Origin of the sequence: Pseudomonas sp. IT-93MI4 (assembly GCF_949767635.1) — a bacterium.
Taxonomy (GTDB): Bacteria; Pseudomonadota; Gammaproteobacteria; order Pseudomonadales; family Pseudomonadaceae; genus Aquipseudomonas; species Aquipseudomonas putida_A.
In genome coordinates this window covers 17,125-32,850 of record NZ_CATKPP010000013.1, presented here as the reverse complement: position 1 = coordinate 32,850, position 15,726 = coordinate 17,125, and the positions used below count along the sequence as shown (strand labels likewise).

The following is a 15,726-nucleotide window of genomic DNA, read 5'->3' as shown; positions in this document are numbered from 1 at the left end:
GATAGCTATCGCGAGCAGGCTCACTCCTACAAAAGATCTTTGTCTGATCTCGAGTTAGTTGGTGTTAGTTAGGGTTTAAGTGTTTGCCCAGCAACACTTGTGTTGCTCAAAAAACAAATAGTCGGCCCGATCTAACCTAAGTGTTATTGGTTCTTTTACGGCGGGCCTCCGCCCATCTAGCATCGGTGTTCAAGGGGAAATAACTAACTTTGGGGATTCTGCGCTTAACCAACTCAATACGTTTAACCAGTCTTCACCGCCTTCCTGATTTCTACAACTACAGCAGACATTGCCGCGCATTGATTGCCGACCCTTTATTGTCGGCAACGGCCGGGTATTAGCTGCGATAAAGGAGCTGTCCCATGTATCAGCGTTCCCGTTCATTACTGGCCATCGCGGTGGTCGGTGCGATCTGGCAAGTTCCGGCGCAAGCCGAAGACACTTCCACCCGCGTTGACGATGACACACGGCTGGGTACCGTGCTGGTCACTGGCACCCGTGGCACTGCTCGCACGGTTCTCGATTCTCCGGTGCCGGTTGACATATTGACTGCCGCCGACCTCAAGTCCACCGGCGCGGCCGACGGTGAACTGGGCCAGGCGCTGCAAACGTTGCTGCCATCGTTCAGCATGCCGCGTCAGTCCAACTCCGGTGGCGCCGACCATGTGCGCGCCGCACAGCTGCGCGGCATGAGCCCGGATCAGGTGCTGGTGCTGGTCAACGGCAAGCGCCGTCACACTTCGGCGGTGGTCAACGACTCGTCGAAAATCGGTCGCGGCACGGCACCAGTGGACTTCAACTCGATCCCCATCAGCTCGATCAAACGCATCGAAGTGCTGCGCGACGGCGCCGGGGCGCAGTACGGTTCCGACGCGATTGCCGGGGTGATCAACATCATCCTCGACGACGCGCCCGAGGGCGGGGAAGTGTCCACCAGTTACGGCGCGTTTCACACCCATCAGGACGCCATCGGCAGAACCACCACCGACGGCCAGAACAGCGTGACCACCGCGAAGATCGGCACGCGCCTGGGAGAAGAGGGCGGGTTCATTCGCGGCGGCACCGAGTACAAAAATCGCAACCCGACCAACCGCGCCGGTTTCGACGGTTTTGCCGATACCCCCGAGCAGCGCAACTACGTGATGGGCGACGGCCTGGCGCGGGACGTCAACCTGTGGTTCAACAGCGAACTGCCGCTGGCCGGCGGCAAAGCCTACAGCTTCGGCACTTACAACCAGCGCCACACCACCGGCGCCGAATTCTATCGCTACCCCTACGAGCAGCCGCAGTTCTATCCCAACGGCTACCTGCCGCAGTCGCTGGGCGACAACAAGGACATTTCCGCCACCGCCGGCTTCAAGGGCATGATCGGCGAAAACTGGGACTTCGACAGCAGCGTCACCCATGGCCGTAACCGCTTCGACGGATCCACCCGCCGCACCCTTAACGTCAGCCTCGGCGAGGACTCGCCGACGAAATTCGACACCGGCGATTACGAGCTGCGCCAGACCACCACCAACCTCGATTTCAGTCGCGAGCTGCGCTTGGGCGGACGCTCGTTCGTGCTGGCGCTGGGCGGTGAATATCGCTACGAAAACTACCTGACCTACGCCGGTGACGCGGCCTCGTACATTGGTTCCGGCGCTGACGGCGCCAACGGCCTGCGCCCCAGCGAAGAGTCGGACCTGGACCGCAACGTGTTTGCTACCTACGCCGAGTTGTCGGGCGATCTGACTGACCGCTTTTTCGTCGACGCCGCCACCCGCTGGGAACATTACGATGATGCCGGCAGCAAACTCACCGGCAAGCTCAGCGGTCGCTACAAACTGACCGAGCAGTGGGCGCTGCGCGGTGCGGTGTCGAACAACTTCCGCGCGCCGTCGCTGGCGCAGAGCGGGTTCCAGAACACCACCAGCAACTTTGGTGAAGGCGGCACACTCACCGACATCCGTGTGCTTTCGGTCAACGATCCGATCGCCCGCGCGCTGGGGGCCGAGAAGCTCGATCCGGAGACTTCGAAGAACTTCAGCCTCGGCGTGACCTTCCAGCTCAACGAACGCTTCGACGCTTCGCTCGATGTGTTCCGCATCGACGTCAAGGACCGCATCACCCTGTCGCAGCGCATTGGCAGCGACGCCATGGAGCAATACATCAACGACAACTTCGGCGTGGCCGGGGTCCATGACGTCAACTTTTTCACCAACGCCGCCGACACCAGCACCCACGGTGCCGAACTGGTGCTCAACTACCATCAGCCGCTATACGAAGGGCAACTGGGCCTGACCACCGCGTACACCTACAACCACACCAAAGTCACCAGCACCAAAGGCACTCCATCGCAACTGACGGCGTTGGGCATCGGCAACGATGCACTGGTCGGCGTTGAAGAAACCAACACCCTGACCGACGCCGCGCCCAAGGATCGCTTCGTGTTCAGCGCCAACTGGGCCAGCGAACACTGGGGCCTGCTCGGGCGTCTGACCCGTCAGGGCGAGACCACTCGCGTGTTCGACTTTGGCGACTCGCAACCGGAGCAGACCTATGGCGCGGTGTGGCAACTGGATGCCGAGGTGACCTACAAATTCACCCCGAAATTCAGCGTCGCCCTGGGCGGCAACAACCTCACCGACAACTACCCGGAGCGCTCCGGCTCGGCGATCAATTACGGCGGCAACCTGCCGTATGACGTGCTGTCGCCGATCGGCACCAACGGCGCTTATTACTACGCCAGCGCCACTTACGGCTTCTGAGCCGATTCGCCATGGATGGCGGATCTTCTGCGGGACTCTGCATGAATCACTCCAACGGTCCCAAGCGTCACCTGCCGGTAATGCAGGCGTTGCTGATCACGCTGGGCATGGTGATCACCACCGACATCCTCAAGACCGCGCCGACCGTGGCGCTGAACGTCGGGCCTGCCTGGTTCTACTGGATCTGGGTGCTCGGCGGCCTGGCGTCGATGGCCGGGGCGTTGTGCTTTGCCGAAATGGCCACGGCATTTCCACATCCTGGCGGCGACTATCACTTTCTGCGCACGGCCTATGGCGAGCGCATGGGTTTCCTGTTCGCCTGGTCGCGCTTTTCGGTGATGCACACCGGCTGGATCGCCTTGTCGGCGTTCATGTTTGCCGATTACGTCAATGCCGTGGTGCCGCTCGGTCGGTACGGCTCGGGCCTGTTTGCTGGCGGAGTCATCGCTGCGCTGGTATTGCTCAATCTCACTGGCAAGCACATCGGTTTCATCACCCAGACCTTGCTGGTTGGCTTGTTGGCGCTGGGCTTTCTGAGCATCGCCAGCGCCGGTGTGTGGCTGGCGTGGCAGGGGATTGAGGCAGCGCCACCGAACATTTCGGTCACGCCGGAAAACACCGGTATGGCCGGGTTTTCGGCGGCGATGATTTTTGTGTTTCTGGCGTTCGGCGGCTGGAGCGATGCGGCGACCTTGTCGGCGGAAGTGCGCGATGGCCGACGCGGAATATTCATCGCCATGCTCGGTGCGCTGACGGTGCTGATGGCGATTTATCTGGCGCTGAACTGGGCGTTTGTGCGAGGCCTGGGATTCGCTGGACTGGCGGCGAGCAATGCACCGGCGGTGGAACTGTTGAACCATGCATTCGGCGCGCCGGGGGTGCTGCTGATTCTACTGATGGTCGGCATCGCGGCCATCGCCACTATCAACTCGACCTTGCTGGTCGGCGCCCGCACCACCTATGCCGCGGCTCGCGATGTGCCGCAGTTGCGTCGCTTCGGTGAGTGGCACGAGCGCGACGGCGTGCCGCGCAAGGCCTTGCTGGCGGAGGGCGCGGTGGCGTTGTTGCTGGTGCTGTTCGGCAGTTTCACCCAGAGCGGCTTCAACACCATGGTCGAGTACCTGACCCCAGTGTATTGGTTGTTTCTGAGCTTCAGCAGCCTGGCGCTGATCATCCTGCGCCGGCGTTTTCCCGATGTGCCGAGGCCGGTCCGGGTGCCATTGTATCCTCTGGTGCCGCTGCTGTTTTTCGGACTGTGCCTGTACATGCTCTATTCGAGCGTGACGGTGGTGGGGTGGGGCGCGTTTCTGGGGATTGGCGTGTTGCTGGTCGGCGCGCTGCTGCTGGCGGGATTGAGCCGCCTGGCGTCGACGCCTCGGCAAGCTCTCGGCCAGATCAGCGATTAGAACGATACGTCGGCCGGTTGCGACAGACGCAGTACCGACAGGTCCCCGGTAATGCGTTTGTACGCCAGACGAATCGCCTCGATGTTTCCGGCGTTCTGCGGATTGTTCTCGTGCAGGATCACAATCACCTTGGTGCTCAGCCTCTCCGGCTCCTTCGCCCCATGATCACGCCACTGCCCATAGGCATCGAACACGGTGAAACCGTCGGGAAACCGCGACGTCACTTCCTTGTCGAGAAACTCGCGCCAGCGCGTCGGGCTCACTGCACCGTCCTTGCCATCCACGGTGCCCACCGAGAAGTACAGTTCGGTGCGAATCCATTGCGCCTGCGCCGGGCGCGAGGCGTCGCCTTGCAGGGTCGAACTGGCAGGGTCTTTGGTGTGCACCGAAATAGCAGGAGGACTGGCGCACCCGGCGACAGCGACAAATATTGCAGCCAGTAACAGGCGTCTTTGCATGGAACATCCCTTTTTATGAGTTAAGTGCAGACGCGCAATTATAAGGGGCGAGGTTAATAGCGATAAAAGATTAAAAAGTGGTTTTCTGATTGATTGATGGAATAAGAAAAATAATCGCCCGTGTTAGACCGATAATTTCTTTCGGTTATTTATATAGCGTTGTTTTACATATCCATGATGTCGGATTCGCTGTCAGTACATTTGCTCTTTCTGTCATGGCGTCTACTCTGCTGCTCCAACAGTTCAACGCGCGCGGAACGCTGCGCTTGAGCGGTTTGAACATCGGATTTTGCTGTTCGATGGGCATCTTGTTCCGGTTGCTCCAGTCCATAGAATCAGCGCCATCAACTTTTCATCCAGTTCTTAAATCCTCAGGGAGCTACACCATGATGAACGCCATGCAGATGCAAATGCCAATGAACGCCAACATGCCGATGATGCCAATGACCGGCATGCCGATGATGATGGCGACCATGAGCTGCGAAATGATGGACGACGGCATGATGTGCAAGATGATGCCTGCCGCCGGCATGGACATGGCCATGTTCAAGAACAGCGGCGAAATGATGCAGATGATGATGGACTGCGGCATGCCGATGATGATGCATTGCGGCAACATGAGCATGATGTGCATGTCTCAGGCGGCCATGGCCATGCCGATGATGAACATGATGATGCCGATGCCGATGATGGGCATGCCGATGCCATCGATGAAGTGCGTGATGGAATGCACCATGATGGCTGACTGCATGATGTGCAAAATCATGCCGATGCCCGGCATGAGCATGGACATGATGAAAAACTGCTGTGCTCTGATGATGAAAATGATGAACGACTGCAGCATGCCGATGATGATGAGCTGTAACGGCATGCCGATGATGTGCTGCACCTGCTGATCCCGGCAGCGCAAAAAATGCCCCCGACGGCCTCAGGCCTCGGGGGCTTTTTCATTCTGTTGACCAACACTTATCCAGCCATCACCACAAACCCCTGTGGGAGCCAGCCTGCTGGCGATAGCGGTGAGTCAGGCAACGCAAATGCTGAATGTGCCGACCTTTTCGCGAGCAGGCTCGCTCCCACAAAGGGGCGGTCAGTCCAGGCGTTCGGGGTAGGTCACGACCAGATAGGCCACGGCCTCGCTGTCCGCGGGGTTGCGGTAGCGGTGGGGTTGGTCGGCGTAAAACAGAATCGAGTCGCCGGTGGAGAGCAAATAGCGTTCGTCATTGACGCTGATTTCCAGCACACCTTGAGCCACCACCAGGTTTTCCTGTACGCCCGGCCCATGGCCCTCGGACAGATCCTCGCCCAATGGACTCAAACGCAGTTCATAAAATTCCGACTGCCGCGCCACGTCGAACGGGAACAGCGCACGGCTGACAAAAGCACCGCTGGCACTCACCAGCCGTTTGCTCTGGCTCGCCGACAACACCGCCACGCCCTCAAAGGCACGATGTTCGAGGAACGCTGCCACCGACACCTTCAAGCCCTTGGCGATTTTGCACAGCACCTTGATTGACGGCACGCTGCGCCCGGACTCGATCTGCGCCAGCATTGCCCGACTCACACCACATTGACGCGCCAGTGCATCAAGCGACAAATGCCGTTTGGCGCGCAAGCGTTGCAAATTCTGCGCGACCCGTTCGCAGATCGGGTCTTCTTCCAGTGCTTCGAGGCTGTTCAGATCCAGCACAGGTTCGTCGGCGCTCGCCAGAAAGCGCGAGGGATCACGCGCGTTCACGCTTGGCGAGGCTCGGTCGAACGACTGGCTTGCACCCACTGAAAGGCCTGGTAACCGGCGTTGCGCGCATACATTTCCCACATGGCCCGAGCAGCTTGCTGGGCCTGGCGGCGTTTGCGGTAGGCGACGAAGTCGATCAGGTTGGCAGTCGGGTTCATGGCGCACTTCACTGTGATCAATGAGGGATTGACTCAGAGAGTACGCAATAATTTTTATAACGATAAATAATGATTTTGTATTTATTAATGCTTTTAAGTTCTTTGGCGAGGGCGTCGCTCAGCGCCCCTCATGCTGCTTGCGATAAGCCCCCGGTTGCACCCCCACCGACTTGGCAAACGCCCGGGTAAACGCGGCGATCGACTGATAGCCCACCGCCGCGCACACCTGTTCCACCGTGTGATTGGCCTGCAGCAACTGACAGGCATGCCGCATGCGCAACGCCAGCAGCACTTGCCCCGGCGATTGGCCGGCCAGCTCATTGAAGCGTTTGAAAAACGCCGAGCGCGACAGGCCGATACTCGCCGCCATGCTCTCCAGCGACCACGGCAATTGCGGCTGTTCGATCAACTGATCCAGCAACGGCGCGAACTGCGGATTGCGCGCCAAAGCCACGAGGCCGCCGAGGTTTTGGTTGTCGGCCATCTGTTGGCGCAACACGTACAGGAACAGCAGATGACTCAAGCGTTCGAGCAGCGCAGAGGAGGGCGCCGGCAGGCGTTCGCACTCTTGCAGGATCAACTCGAACAAGGCTCGCGCCGCGCTCGAAGAAGGATCGCCCGCGCGCAGGATGATCCAGTCCGGCAGGCCTTCGATGATCAGCGACGACAGCCCGGACTTGAAATGAAAGAACCCGCAGACCAGCCCGACGCCATCCTGTGCCTGACTGTCGAGCGCGGTCATGGCCCTGCGCGGCAGCGTTTGGGCGAGGGCCGGCTCTTCGGCGCTGGAGAGGCGGTAATTCAGATCGCGCAGCAGAAATACCGCATCTCCGGCGTTCAACGCTATCGACTGCTCCTGCCCGTCAATGTGCAGCCAGCAGCGGCCCTGCACGATCAGATGAAAACTGGCGCGCGCCATCCCGTGCGTACTCGCATGCCAGCCACCGCAGTAACGCCCGACGTGAAACAGGCTGGCATCGAGTTCGAGGCTTTCTAATAACCAATCAACCAGGGGGCTGGACGAAATCATCTAATGGAAACACTCAGGAGCAAGTAATCGCTACTTTAGAATATGGATCGAAATTTTTATAACCAACAGACTGGCCGGACACTCAACAGCAGGAGTCTACTCCATGTCGCGCGTCACTCTTCACACCGTGCAAAGCGCTCCCGAAGCCGCCAGACCGTTTCTGGAAAACGCTCAGAAGAACTCCGGATTCATTCCGAACCTGTTGGCCGTGCTGGCCAATGCCCCGGCCGCGCTGGAAACCTACGTTACGGTATCGGCGCTCAATGGCAAGTCCGAACTCAGCCTCGCCGAGCGCGAAGTGGTGCAACTGATTGCGGCCACCCACCATGGTTGCGATTTCTGTGTCGCAGGTCATACCGCCGTGGCGCTGAATAAGGCCAAACTGCCGCCGGAAGTGGTCAGTGCGCTGCGTGAGAAAGCCACCGTGCCCGTGGAAAAACTGGAAACCCTGGCCGCGTTTGCCCGCGAAGTGATTGCCACCCGGGGCAAGGTCAGCGATCAGACCTTCAACCAATTCAAGGCTGCCGGCTACACCGAAGGCAATGCGCTGGAAGTGATCCTCGGCATCAGCCTGGCGACCCTGTGCAACTTCGCCAACGTGTTCGCCGACACTCCGCTCAACCCCGAGCTGGCGCCGTATCGCGCGTAATCGGCCAGCGCTTCATGCCGCATCGTCTATGGTTGATGCGGCTGCGTACAAGGAGAGAAACGAGATGCTCAATCCGGCATTGACGCAATGGCTGGAACACAACGCCCAGGCACTGGATGCGGGCGACGGCGATCCACAACAGGTGCTGACGCAACTGGCGCAGGCCGGCGTGCTACGGGTCGGCATCAGCCCGGCGCTGGGCGGCAGCAATGGTCACGTCAGTGATGCCGTGGAAACCCTGGCTGCCGTCGCCAGCCATTCATTGGCCGCGGCGTTTGTGTTCTGGGGCCAACGGGCCTTTATCGAATACCTGCTGCACAGCCCCAACACTGCGCTGAGGGAAAAACTGCTGCCGGCGTTACTCAGCGGCGAACTGGCCGGCGCCACCGGTTTGTCCAACGCGATGAAATACCTGTCGGGCATCGAGGCCCTGCAAGTGCGTGCCGCCAACACCTTAGACGGCTGGACCCTGAACGGGCGCCTGCATTGGGTGACCAATCTGCGCCAAAGCGGCTTCGTGGTGGCGGCGGCAATAGAGCACGAGGAGGGCGGTTCGCCGTTCGTGCTGGCGATCGCCGATGACGCTGCCGGCGTACAACGTTCCGCCGATCTGCAACTGATGGGGCTGCAATCGAGCAACACGGCTGCGATCGATTTCGCGCAAGTGGCGGTCGGACGCGAATGGCTGCTGCATGACGATGCGCGCAAGTTTCTGCCAGCGGTGCGCCCGGCGTTCCTTGGCTTGCAGTGCGGCATGGCGATTGGTCTGGCGCGACGGGCGCTGGCCGAGGTCGAAGGGCATTTGCAGGACGGCCGTTCGATTCTGCTGGAGCCGTTGCAGGAACAACGCGAGCAACTGGCGCAGAGCGTCGATGCGCTCAAGCAAGGTTTGCACGACGGGCGTTTCCTGACCCAGCCGGGCGCCTTGTTCCAGATCCGCATCGCGCTGGCCGAATCCGCCGCCAACGCCGTGCAACTGGAACTGCAATCGAGCGGCGGCAAGGCTTATCTGACCGAGCACGGCAGCGGTTTCGCCCGGCGCTGGCGCGAGTCGGCGTTCGTGCCGATTGTCACCCCGAGCCTGGTGCAATTGCGCGCTGAATTGCAGCGGCAGAAACGGGAAGCGACGGCATGATTGCGCCGGTGCTGGAAGCGCAGGGCATCAGCCTCGGCTACCCACGGGAGCAGGGCTGGCACACCGTGCTGGAACACTTCGACCTGCAATTGCAGCCCGGTGAAGTGGTGACCATTCTCGGCCCCAGCGGTGTCGGCAAATCCAGTCTGCTGCGAGTGCTGGCGGGTCTGCAGGCGCCACAACAGGGTCGGGTGAGCCTGCTTGGCGAGCCACTGACCGGCGCACATCCACGGGTGGCGGTGGCGTTTCAGGACCCGAGCCTGTTGCCATGGCTGACTTTGGAAAAGAACGTCGCCTTCGGTCTCGATTTCGCTCGCCAGCCGCACCTCACGGCCGAGCAGCGCAAGGCGCGGATCGACCACGCCATCGCGGCGGTCGGCCTCGAACATGCGCGTCAGCAGCACCCGGCGCAGCTGTCCGGCGGCATGGCCCAGCGCACCGCGTTGGCGCGGTGTCTGGCGCGGCAGCCGCAGGTGCTGTTGCTTGATGAACCGTTCGGCGCGCTGGATGAAATCACCCGCGCCGACATGCAGCAGTTGCTCCTGCAACTGATTGCCGAGCACCACACCGCCGCCGTGTTGATCACCCACGACATCGACGAAGCCCTGCTGCTTTCCGAGCGGATTCTGCTACTGGGTAACAGCCCGGCGCACATCCTCGGCGAGTGGCGCATCGACCTGCCTCAGCCGCGTGCCGAGCTGGTCGAGGAACTGGGCGCGCTGCGCATCGACATCCTCAAAACCCTTCGGCGGGCGAGCCGCAATCCCCTTACTCAACCTGTGCCCGCTACGTCGGAGATTGATCATGTGCCTGGACGACTTCACTCACACACGTCGTGACTTCCTCAAACTCAGCGCGCTGCTGACCGCTGGCGGCGCGTTGCCGTTGCTCAACAGCCTGAACGCCCGCGCCGCGTCCGAGCCGAACGCGCCGGTGCGCATCGGTTATCTGCCGATCACCGACGCCACGCCGTTGCTGGTCGCGCACAACAACGGCCTGTTCGAGGCCGAAGGCATTCAGGCCGAGCGCCCGGTGCTGCTGCGCAGTTGGGCACAGGTGATCGAGGCGTTCATTTCCGGGCAGGTCAACGTGATTCACCTGCTGTCGCCGATGACCGTGTGGGCGCGTTACGGCAGCAAGGTGCCGGCCAAGGTCGTGGCGTGGAACCACGTCGGCGGCTCGGGCCTGACCGTCGCGCCGGGCATCACCGAGGTCAAGCAACTCGGCGGGCAATCGGTGGCGATTCCGTTCTGGTATTCGATTCATAACGTGGTGGTGCAGCAGCTGTTCCGCGATCACGGGCTGGTGCCGGTGAGCAAGTCGGCGAGCGCCGCGCTGGCGCCGAACGAGGTCAATCTGCTGGTGCTGCCGCCGTCGGACATGCCGCCGGCCCTGGCGAGCAAACGCATTGCCGGCTACATCGTCGCCGAGCCGTTCAACGCCCTGGCCGAGGAACTCAAGGTCGGCCGAGTACAGCGCTTTACCGGCGACGTCTGGCGCAATCACGCCTGCTGCGTGGTGTTCATGCACGAGCAGGATCTGAACAACCGCCCCGAGTGGTCGCAGAAAGTGGTCAACGCCATCGTCAAGGCGCAGGTCTGGACCCGCGACAACCGCGCCGAGGCGGCGAAACTGCTGTCCAAGGATGGCGCCAATCGCTACACGCCGCACGCGCAACCGGTGCTCGACCGGGTGCTGTCGCCGGCCACTAGCGACCGCGAGCAGTATCTGGCCAGCGGCGCGATCCAGCACAGCCATTGGGACGAGCAGCGCATCGATTTTCAGCCGTACCCGTTCCCCAGCTACACCGAAGAACTGGTCAAACGTCTGAAGGACACGCTGATCGAGGGCGACAAGGGGTTCCTTGCCAACCTCGATCCGCAGCAAACCGCCAGGGATCTGGTAGACGATCGCTTCGTGCGTAATGCCATTGCTACAGTCGGCGGGATGAAGGCATTCGGATTACCGGAAAGCTTTGATCGCAGCGAGGAGTTCAGCCTCTGATGCGTCAGCGATCTTCTTCGACCGTTCATGGTTTGTTGGGTGTGGCGGGGCTGTTGGGCCTGTTGCTGCTGTGGTGGCTGGGCGTACACGTGTTCGGCGGCAACGACAGCCTGGCGCTGCGCTTTTCACCCGAGGCAACCCTGGCCAGCCTTGGCGAACTGCTGCTGCGCCCGGAGCTGTACGAGCATGTGCTGGTCAGCCTGAAGCGGATTTTGGTCGGTCTGCTGCTGGCGCTGCTTATCGGCGTGCCGCTGGGCTTGATGATCGGCAGTTACCGACATCTGGAAGCGGCGACCACGCCGGCGTTTCAGTTTCTGCGGATGATCTCGCCGCTGTCGTGGATGCCGGTGGTGGTGATGCTGATGGGCGTTGGCGATCAGCCGATCTACTTCCTGCTGACCTTCGCTGCGGTGTGGCCGATCCTGCTCAACACCGTGGCCGGCGTGCGCCAGCTCGACCCGCGCTGGCTGCAACTCAGTCGTAGTCTTAGCGCCACCCGTTGGGAAACCCTGCGCAAGGTGATCCTGCCCGGCGTGCTCGGCCATGTGCTGACCGGGGTGCGGCTGTCGATCGGCATTCTGTGGATCGTGCTGGTGCCGTGCGAGATGCTCGGCGTCAGTGCCGGGTTGGGCTACTTCATCCTCGATACGCGTGATCGACTGGCGTATTCGGAGTTGATGGCGATGGTGCTGCTGATCGGTGTGCTGGGCTTTGCGCTGGATGCGTTGGCGCGCTGGCTGCATCGGCGCTGGGCGCCGGCCTGAGCCTCTTCGCGAGCAGGCTCGCTCCCACAATGGATTAATGACAAGCATGCATTCTGTTTTCTAGCGCAGAACCCCTTGTGGGAGCGGGCCTGCTCGCGAAAGTGGTGTGTCAGTTGTCGGAGATTTTGCCTGTGCCGGCCTCTTCGCGAGCAGGCTCGCTCCCACAATGGATCAATGATAAGCATGCATTCTGTTTTTAACGCAGAACCCCTTGTGGGAGCGAGCCTGCTCGCGAAAGTGGTGTGTCAGTTGTCGGAGATTTTGCCTGTGCCGGCCGCTTCGCGAGCAAGCCCGCCCCCACAACGGATCAATGGCAAGCATGCATTCCGTGTTCAGCGCAGAGCCCCTGTGGGAGCGGGCTTGCTCGCGAAAGCGGAGTGTCAGTCGCCGGAGATTTTGCCTGTGCCGGCCTCTTCGCGAGCAAGCCCGCTCCCACAATGGATCAATGACAGGCATGCATTGCGTGTTCAGCGCAGAGCCCCTGTGGGAGCGAGCCTGCTCGCGAAGGCGGGGTATCAGTCGCCGGAAATTTTCCCTGTGCCGGCCTCTTCGCGAGCAGGCTCGCTCCCACAGTGGATTTCTGACAGCCAGCGATGGGGCCAAGTCAGCCAGCACAATGGCCAGGCTGATATTCATTGTATGGGCCACCGCTAACCCATGTGGGAGCGGGCTGTTACGGGGCGGAGGCTGGTTTCGCCAAAGCAATCCCCGCATCCCCCAACCGCTTGAGTATCTCGAACAGCAGATCACTCTTGGTCCCGCCGACAATCCGCGGGCTGCCGACGTAGCCGGTCACCGTCAAGGTGATGCCATCCGGCGACAGCTTGCTGAAGCGCACGTACGACGCCGGTTTGTCGAGGATGTTTTCGTTTTCGCGGTAGGTGTTCAGCAGCAGTTCCTTGACCTGTTCGGGGTCGATGTCCAGCGGAAACATCAGCTCCAGGCTCGCCACCCCCTGGGCGCTGCCGCCGAGGGTGACGTTGCGCAGGTTCTGCGAGATCAGTTGCGAGTTGGGCACGATCACGATGGAGCGGTCGCTGAGCTGGATTTCCGTGGCGCGCACGTTGATCCGGCGGATGTCGCCCTCGACGCCGCTGATGCTGATCAGGTCGCCGACCTTCACCGGGCGTTCGGTGAGCAGGATCAGCCCGGAGACGAAGTTCTTGACGATCTCCTGCAAACCGAAACCGATCCCCACCGAGAGCGCACTGACGATCCACGCCAGATTGGTCCAGCGCACGCCCAGCGACGACAGCGTCAGGAGGATGACCGTGGCATAACCGATGTTGGAAAACAGCGTGCTCAGCGACGCGCACATGCCCGGATCCATGTCGGTCTTGGGCAGGAATTCATTGTCGAGCCAACGGCGCAAAGCGCGGATCAGGTAGATGCCGATCAGCAACGCCAGCACGGCATTGATCAGATGCGCCGGAACGATGTTCAGCTTGCGCAATCCGGCGCCGCCGAGAATGCCCATGACATTGCTGGTCAGTTGCCCGAACGTGGTGCCGATGCCACCGACGAACAGGGTGATCACCGCCAGCAACAGCAGCCCGGCGCGGCTGGCACCGGACAGCACAATCGAAATCTGCTCCAGCCGCCGGTCGCCCATGCCCAGGGTCTGCTTGATGGTCTTGCCGGCCGAGTAGCGCGGCGAAAACAGGTATTCGCAGGCGTCCTTGACCACCTGCACCAGCAAATAGAACCCGGCCAGCACGATATAGGCCCAGACCAACTCATAGGTGACGAAGCGGGCCAGCGACACGTAGCCGGTGAGCAAGGCCAGCGCCGATATGCACATGCACACCGTGGCAATGCTGTAGATCGCCCCGGCAAACGTGCTGCCGGCCTCCGGTTCATTGGCGGTGAGCAACGCTTTGCGCACTTTGCCGACGCGCAACAGCAGCGGCACCAGAATCACGATCACCACGATGGCAATCACCCCACGCTGGGCGATCACGATCTGGCTGCTCATGCCGGTGGCGTTGCTGACCTGCACCAGCGTTACCAGCACCAGCAGAGTGGCAGCGAGAATCCTTGGATAGGGCCGCAACGCCAGCGCCACCGAGTCGGCTATCGCCGGCAGCCGCCATGAAGGATGCTGAGTCGACAGCAGCGCGCGGCTCAGCGCGGTGATCAGGACACAGGCGTAAACGGCTTTTTCGAACTCCTCGGAAAAAGTCTGCAGCATGGGCGTCAAAGGTTCGTGGCGGGTGCAGGCATAGAACAGCAGATGCAGGGCGATGGCCGTGGTGCCCAGGGTCGCCAGTGCCGAGGCGAATGCCAGCGCGCTGCGGCGCAGGCGACCCTCCGGCATGCGGTGGATGCACAACCAGGTCAGCCCGCGCTCGGCGAATCGGCGGCCGACAGTCCAGAAAGCCAGCGCCAGCAGCACCAGCACACAGGTGAAAAAGCGCTGCCCCGGTGCCCAGACTGTGGCCCAGGTGATGCTGACCTGATCGATGAAAAACTTCAGGCGCTGACGGTCATCCGGCTCCGGCACCACCAGCGGCGACCAGAAGGCCGGACTCAGAATGCTGTCGGTGCGCAGCGTCAGTTCGCTTTCGAGCAGTGTGCGGCGAATGCCGGCGATTTGCGTGATCAGCTCGGCGGCGCTTTGTTTGAGCGCGGCAAGGCTTTTGAGCGTGGCATCGACCTTGTTTTTCTGCTCGCTGAGCTGCGCCCGTTGCGCGGCGATTTCCGCCTGTTCGGCGGCAATCTGCGTATCCGGTGCTGCGCCGAGCACCCCCAGTTGCACCGCCAGTTGTGCCTGCTGCGGCAACAACGACGCCGACAACCGATCGACATCCAGAATGAACGTCTGCACCCGGTCCTGCGGGCCTTCGAGCTGGTTGTAATTGTTCGCGGCGGAAATCTGCTGCTTCAGCCCGTCGAGGCGCAACTGCAAGGCTTGCAGATCACTTTGCGAAACCTCCACCAGCGGCGCCGCAGCGGTCGCCGAGGGCGCCGGCAAATCTGCCGCCCACAACGCCGAACCGCCCGGAGCGAGCAGGAGCAGCGCGACAAAAAACAATGACTTCAATGTGTTGCGCATGAGAGGGGCCGGTTCTCGTTGATCGCACAAGCTATGAGGTTAGGTGATCGAACCGGGCATGGCGGAAAATTTCGGGGGGAGCAGGGCATGCGTTTCAAAAAAACTCGGTGACAGGCATGCTATGGCTCACGCCAATGTTCGGACGTCAGGGATAGTCAGCTCCATGTGGAAAGTTTTGTTGCAAAGACTCACCGGAAAAACATCCACCACTGCAAAAACCGAACGCTCAGTAGATCCAGTAGATCCAGTGGATCCACCAGAAGTATTGCCAGTGCGTGACTGGAAGTGGCTGGTCACGTCCTGGGATGGATTCGACCGGGAGGCCGGTCTACGGCAAATCCGCTCGTCGCAGTCGATCGAGCGGCTGGCGTCCATTATCGTGCGGCTCAACGACTGGGTGCCGCAGGTACGCGCGGCGGCCAGAGACGCTTTCGCAGACTATCTGACACCCGAGTATGGCCCTTGGCTGATCGCCAAGACTCCCGCCATCCTTGCCCTTGAGCAGCGCCGACGCGAAGACCATGGCGTTACCATCCAAAAGCTTGAAGCGCTGCTGGCAACACCTGAGTGCCTCGCGCA

At 61.2% G+C, this 15,726-nt stretch carries 13 protein-coding genes; 8 read left to right on the top strand and 5 right to left on the bottom strand.

Features of this window, described 5'->3' with window-relative positions:
- Window positions 1–362 precede the first annotated feature (362 nt).
- Together ACM6I7_RS11235 and ACM6I7_RS11230 are read left to right on the top strand one after the other, a co-directional pair.
- Window positions 363–2,750, top strand: a complete 2,388-nt coding sequence (locus ACM6I7_RS11235; RefSeq protein ID WP_414888580.1) for a TonB-dependent receptor plug domain-containing protein — start codon at window positions 363–365, stop codon at window positions 2,748–2,750.
- 41 nt (window positions 2,751–2,791) lie between these two features.
- On the top strand, window positions 2,792–4,156 hold the full coding sequence (locus tag ACM6I7_RS11230; RefSeq protein WP_097087865.1) for an APC family permease: 1,365 nt from the start codon (window positions 2,792–2,794) through the stop codon (window positions 4,154–4,156).
- Here ACM6I7_RS11230 and ACM6I7_RS11225 read toward each other — a convergent pair.
- Entirely contained in the window at window positions 4,153–4,614 is a 462-nt protein-coding gene (locus ACM6I7_RS11225) for a DUF3574 domain-containing protein (protein ID WP_097087863.1), read from the bottom strand. The genes ACM6I7_RS11230 and ACM6I7_RS11225 overlap by 4 nt on opposite strands.
- A 386-nt stretch (window positions 4,615–5,000) precedes the next feature.
- On the opposite strand from ACM6I7_RS11225, the gene ACM6I7_RS11220 reads away from it, so the two are divergent.
- Window positions 5,001–5,510, top strand: coding sequence for a hypothetical protein (locus ACM6I7_RS11220; RefSeq protein WP_007966376.1), 510 nt, complete (start codon window positions 5,001–5,003; stop codon window positions 5,508–5,510).
- Between the two features lie 194 nt (window positions 5,511–5,704).
- Here the strand turns inward: ACM6I7_RS11220 and ACM6I7_RS11215 are convergent, their stop codons facing one another.
- The 3 genes from ACM6I7_RS11215 to ACM6I7_RS11205 all read right to left on the bottom strand — a co-directional run bounded on the left by ACM6I7_RS11215 (window position 5,705) and on the right by ACM6I7_RS11205 (window position 7,540).
- Window positions 5,705–6,295, bottom strand: a complete 591-nt coding sequence (locus ACM6I7_RS11215; RefSeq protein ID WP_177325665.1) for a helix-turn-helix domain-containing protein — start codon at window positions 6,293–6,295, stop codon at window positions 5,705–5,707.
- A gap of 53 nt (window positions 6,296–6,348) precedes the next feature.
- Entirely contained in the window at window positions 6,349–6,510 is a 162-nt protein-coding gene (locus ACM6I7_RS11210; protein WP_007966374.1) for a hypothetical protein, read from the bottom strand.
- A gap of 118 nt (window positions 6,511–6,628) precedes the next feature.
- A complete protein-coding gene (locus ACM6I7_RS11205) occupies window positions 6,629–7,540 on the bottom strand; it encodes a cupin domain-containing protein (RefSeq protein WP_414888579.1) in 912 nt (303 codons plus the stop codon).
- Between the two features lie 103 nt (window positions 7,541–7,643).
- Between ACM6I7_RS11205 and ACM6I7_RS11200 the strand changes: the two genes are divergently transcribed.
- The 5 genes from ACM6I7_RS11200 (at window position 7,644) to ACM6I7_RS11180 (ending at window position 12,092) form a co-directional block, all read left to right on the top strand.
- Window positions 7,644–8,189 carry a carboxymuconolactone decarboxylase family protein gene (locus tag ACM6I7_RS11200; RefSeq protein ID WP_223009380.1) on the top strand — a complete coding sequence of 182 codons (546 nt, stop codon included), beginning with the start codon at window positions 7,644–7,646 and terminating at the stop codon, window positions 8,187–8,189.
- Window positions 8,190–8,253: 64 nt separating this feature from the next.
- Window positions 8,254–9,324, top strand: a complete 1,071-nt coding sequence (locus ACM6I7_RS11195; RefSeq protein WP_414888578.1) for an acyl-CoA dehydrogenase family protein — start codon at window positions 8,254–8,256, stop codon at window positions 9,322–9,324.
- Window positions 9,321–10,163, top strand: coding sequence for an ABC transporter ATP-binding protein (locus ACM6I7_RS11190; protein ID WP_414888577.1), 843 nt, complete (start codon window positions 9,321–9,323; stop codon window positions 10,161–10,163). Before ACM6I7_RS11195 ends, ACM6I7_RS11190 begins: the two co-directional genes overlap by 4 nt.
- A complete protein-coding gene (locus tag ACM6I7_RS11185; protein WP_414888576.1) occupies window positions 10,129–11,328 on the top strand; it encodes an ABC transporter substrate-binding protein in 1,200 nt (399 codons plus the stop codon). Before ACM6I7_RS11190 ends, ACM6I7_RS11185 begins: the two co-directional genes overlap by 35 nt.
- Entirely contained in the window at window positions 11,328–12,092 is a 765-nt protein-coding gene (locus ACM6I7_RS11180; protein WP_097087854.1) for an ABC transporter permease, read from the top strand. Before ACM6I7_RS11185 ends, ACM6I7_RS11180 begins: the two co-directional genes overlap by 1 nt.
- 673 nt (window positions 12,093–12,765) lie before the next feature.
- Here the strand turns inward: ACM6I7_RS11180 and ACM6I7_RS11175 are convergent.
- The gene (locus ACM6I7_RS11175; RefSeq protein WP_414888575.1) at window positions 12,766–15,147 is read right to left on the bottom strand and encodes a DUF3772 domain-containing protein; all 2,382 of its coding nucleotides are present in this window, start codon (window positions 15,145–15,147) and stop codon (window positions 12,766–12,768) included.
- Between the last annotated feature and the right edge of the window lie 579 nt (window positions 15,148–15,726).

Excerpts from the sequence above, each read along its gene's own strand:
- ACM6I7_RS11185 (WP_414888576.1), top strand. The coding sequence starts at position 10,129 with ATGTGCCTGGACGACTTCACTCACACACGTCGTGACTTCCTCAAACTC.
- ACM6I7_RS11220 (WP_007966376.1), top strand. The coding sequence starts at position 5,001 with ATGATGAACGCCATGCAGATGCAAATGCCAATGAACGCCAACATGCCG.
- ACM6I7_RS11235 (WP_414888580.1), top strand. The coding sequence starts at position 363 with ATGTATCAGCGTTCCCGTTCATTACTGGCCATCGCGGTGGTCGGTGCG.
- ACM6I7_RS11230 (WP_097087865.1), top strand. The coding sequence starts at position 2,792 with ATGAATCACTCCAACGGTCCCAAGCGTCACCTGCCGGTAATGCAGGCG.
- ACM6I7_RS11205 (WP_414888579.1), bottom strand. The coding sequence starts at position 7,540 with ATGATTTCGTCCAGCCCCCTGGTTGATTGGTTATTAGAAAGCCTCGAA.
- ACM6I7_RS11180 (WP_097087854.1), top strand. The coding sequence starts at position 11,328 with ATGCGTCAGCGATCTTCTTCGACCGTTCATGGTTTGTTGGGTGTGGCG.
- ACM6I7_RS11190 (WP_414888577.1), top strand. The coding sequence starts at position 9,321 with ATGATTGCGCCGGTGCTGGAAGCGCAGGGCATCAGCCTCGGCTACCCA.
- ACM6I7_RS11195 (WP_414888578.1), top strand. The coding sequence starts at position 8,254 with ATGCTCAATCCGGCATTGACGCAATGGCTGGAACACAACGCCCAGGCA.
- ACM6I7_RS11225 (WP_097087863.1), bottom strand. The coding sequence starts at position 4,614 with ATGCAAAGACGCCTGTTACTGGCTGCAATATTTGTCGCTGTCGCCGGG.
- ACM6I7_RS11200 (WP_223009380.1), top strand. The coding sequence starts at position 7,644 with ATGTCGCGCGTCACTCTTCACACCGTGCAAAGCGCTCCCGAAGCCGCC.
- ACM6I7_RS11210 (WP_007966374.1), bottom strand. The coding sequence starts at position 6,510 with ATGAACCCGACTGCCAACCTGATCGACTTCGTCGCCTACCGCAAACGC.
- ACM6I7_RS11175 (WP_414888575.1), bottom strand. The coding sequence starts at position 15,147 with ATGCGCAACACATTGAAGTCATTGTTTTTTGTCGCGCTGCTCCTGCTC.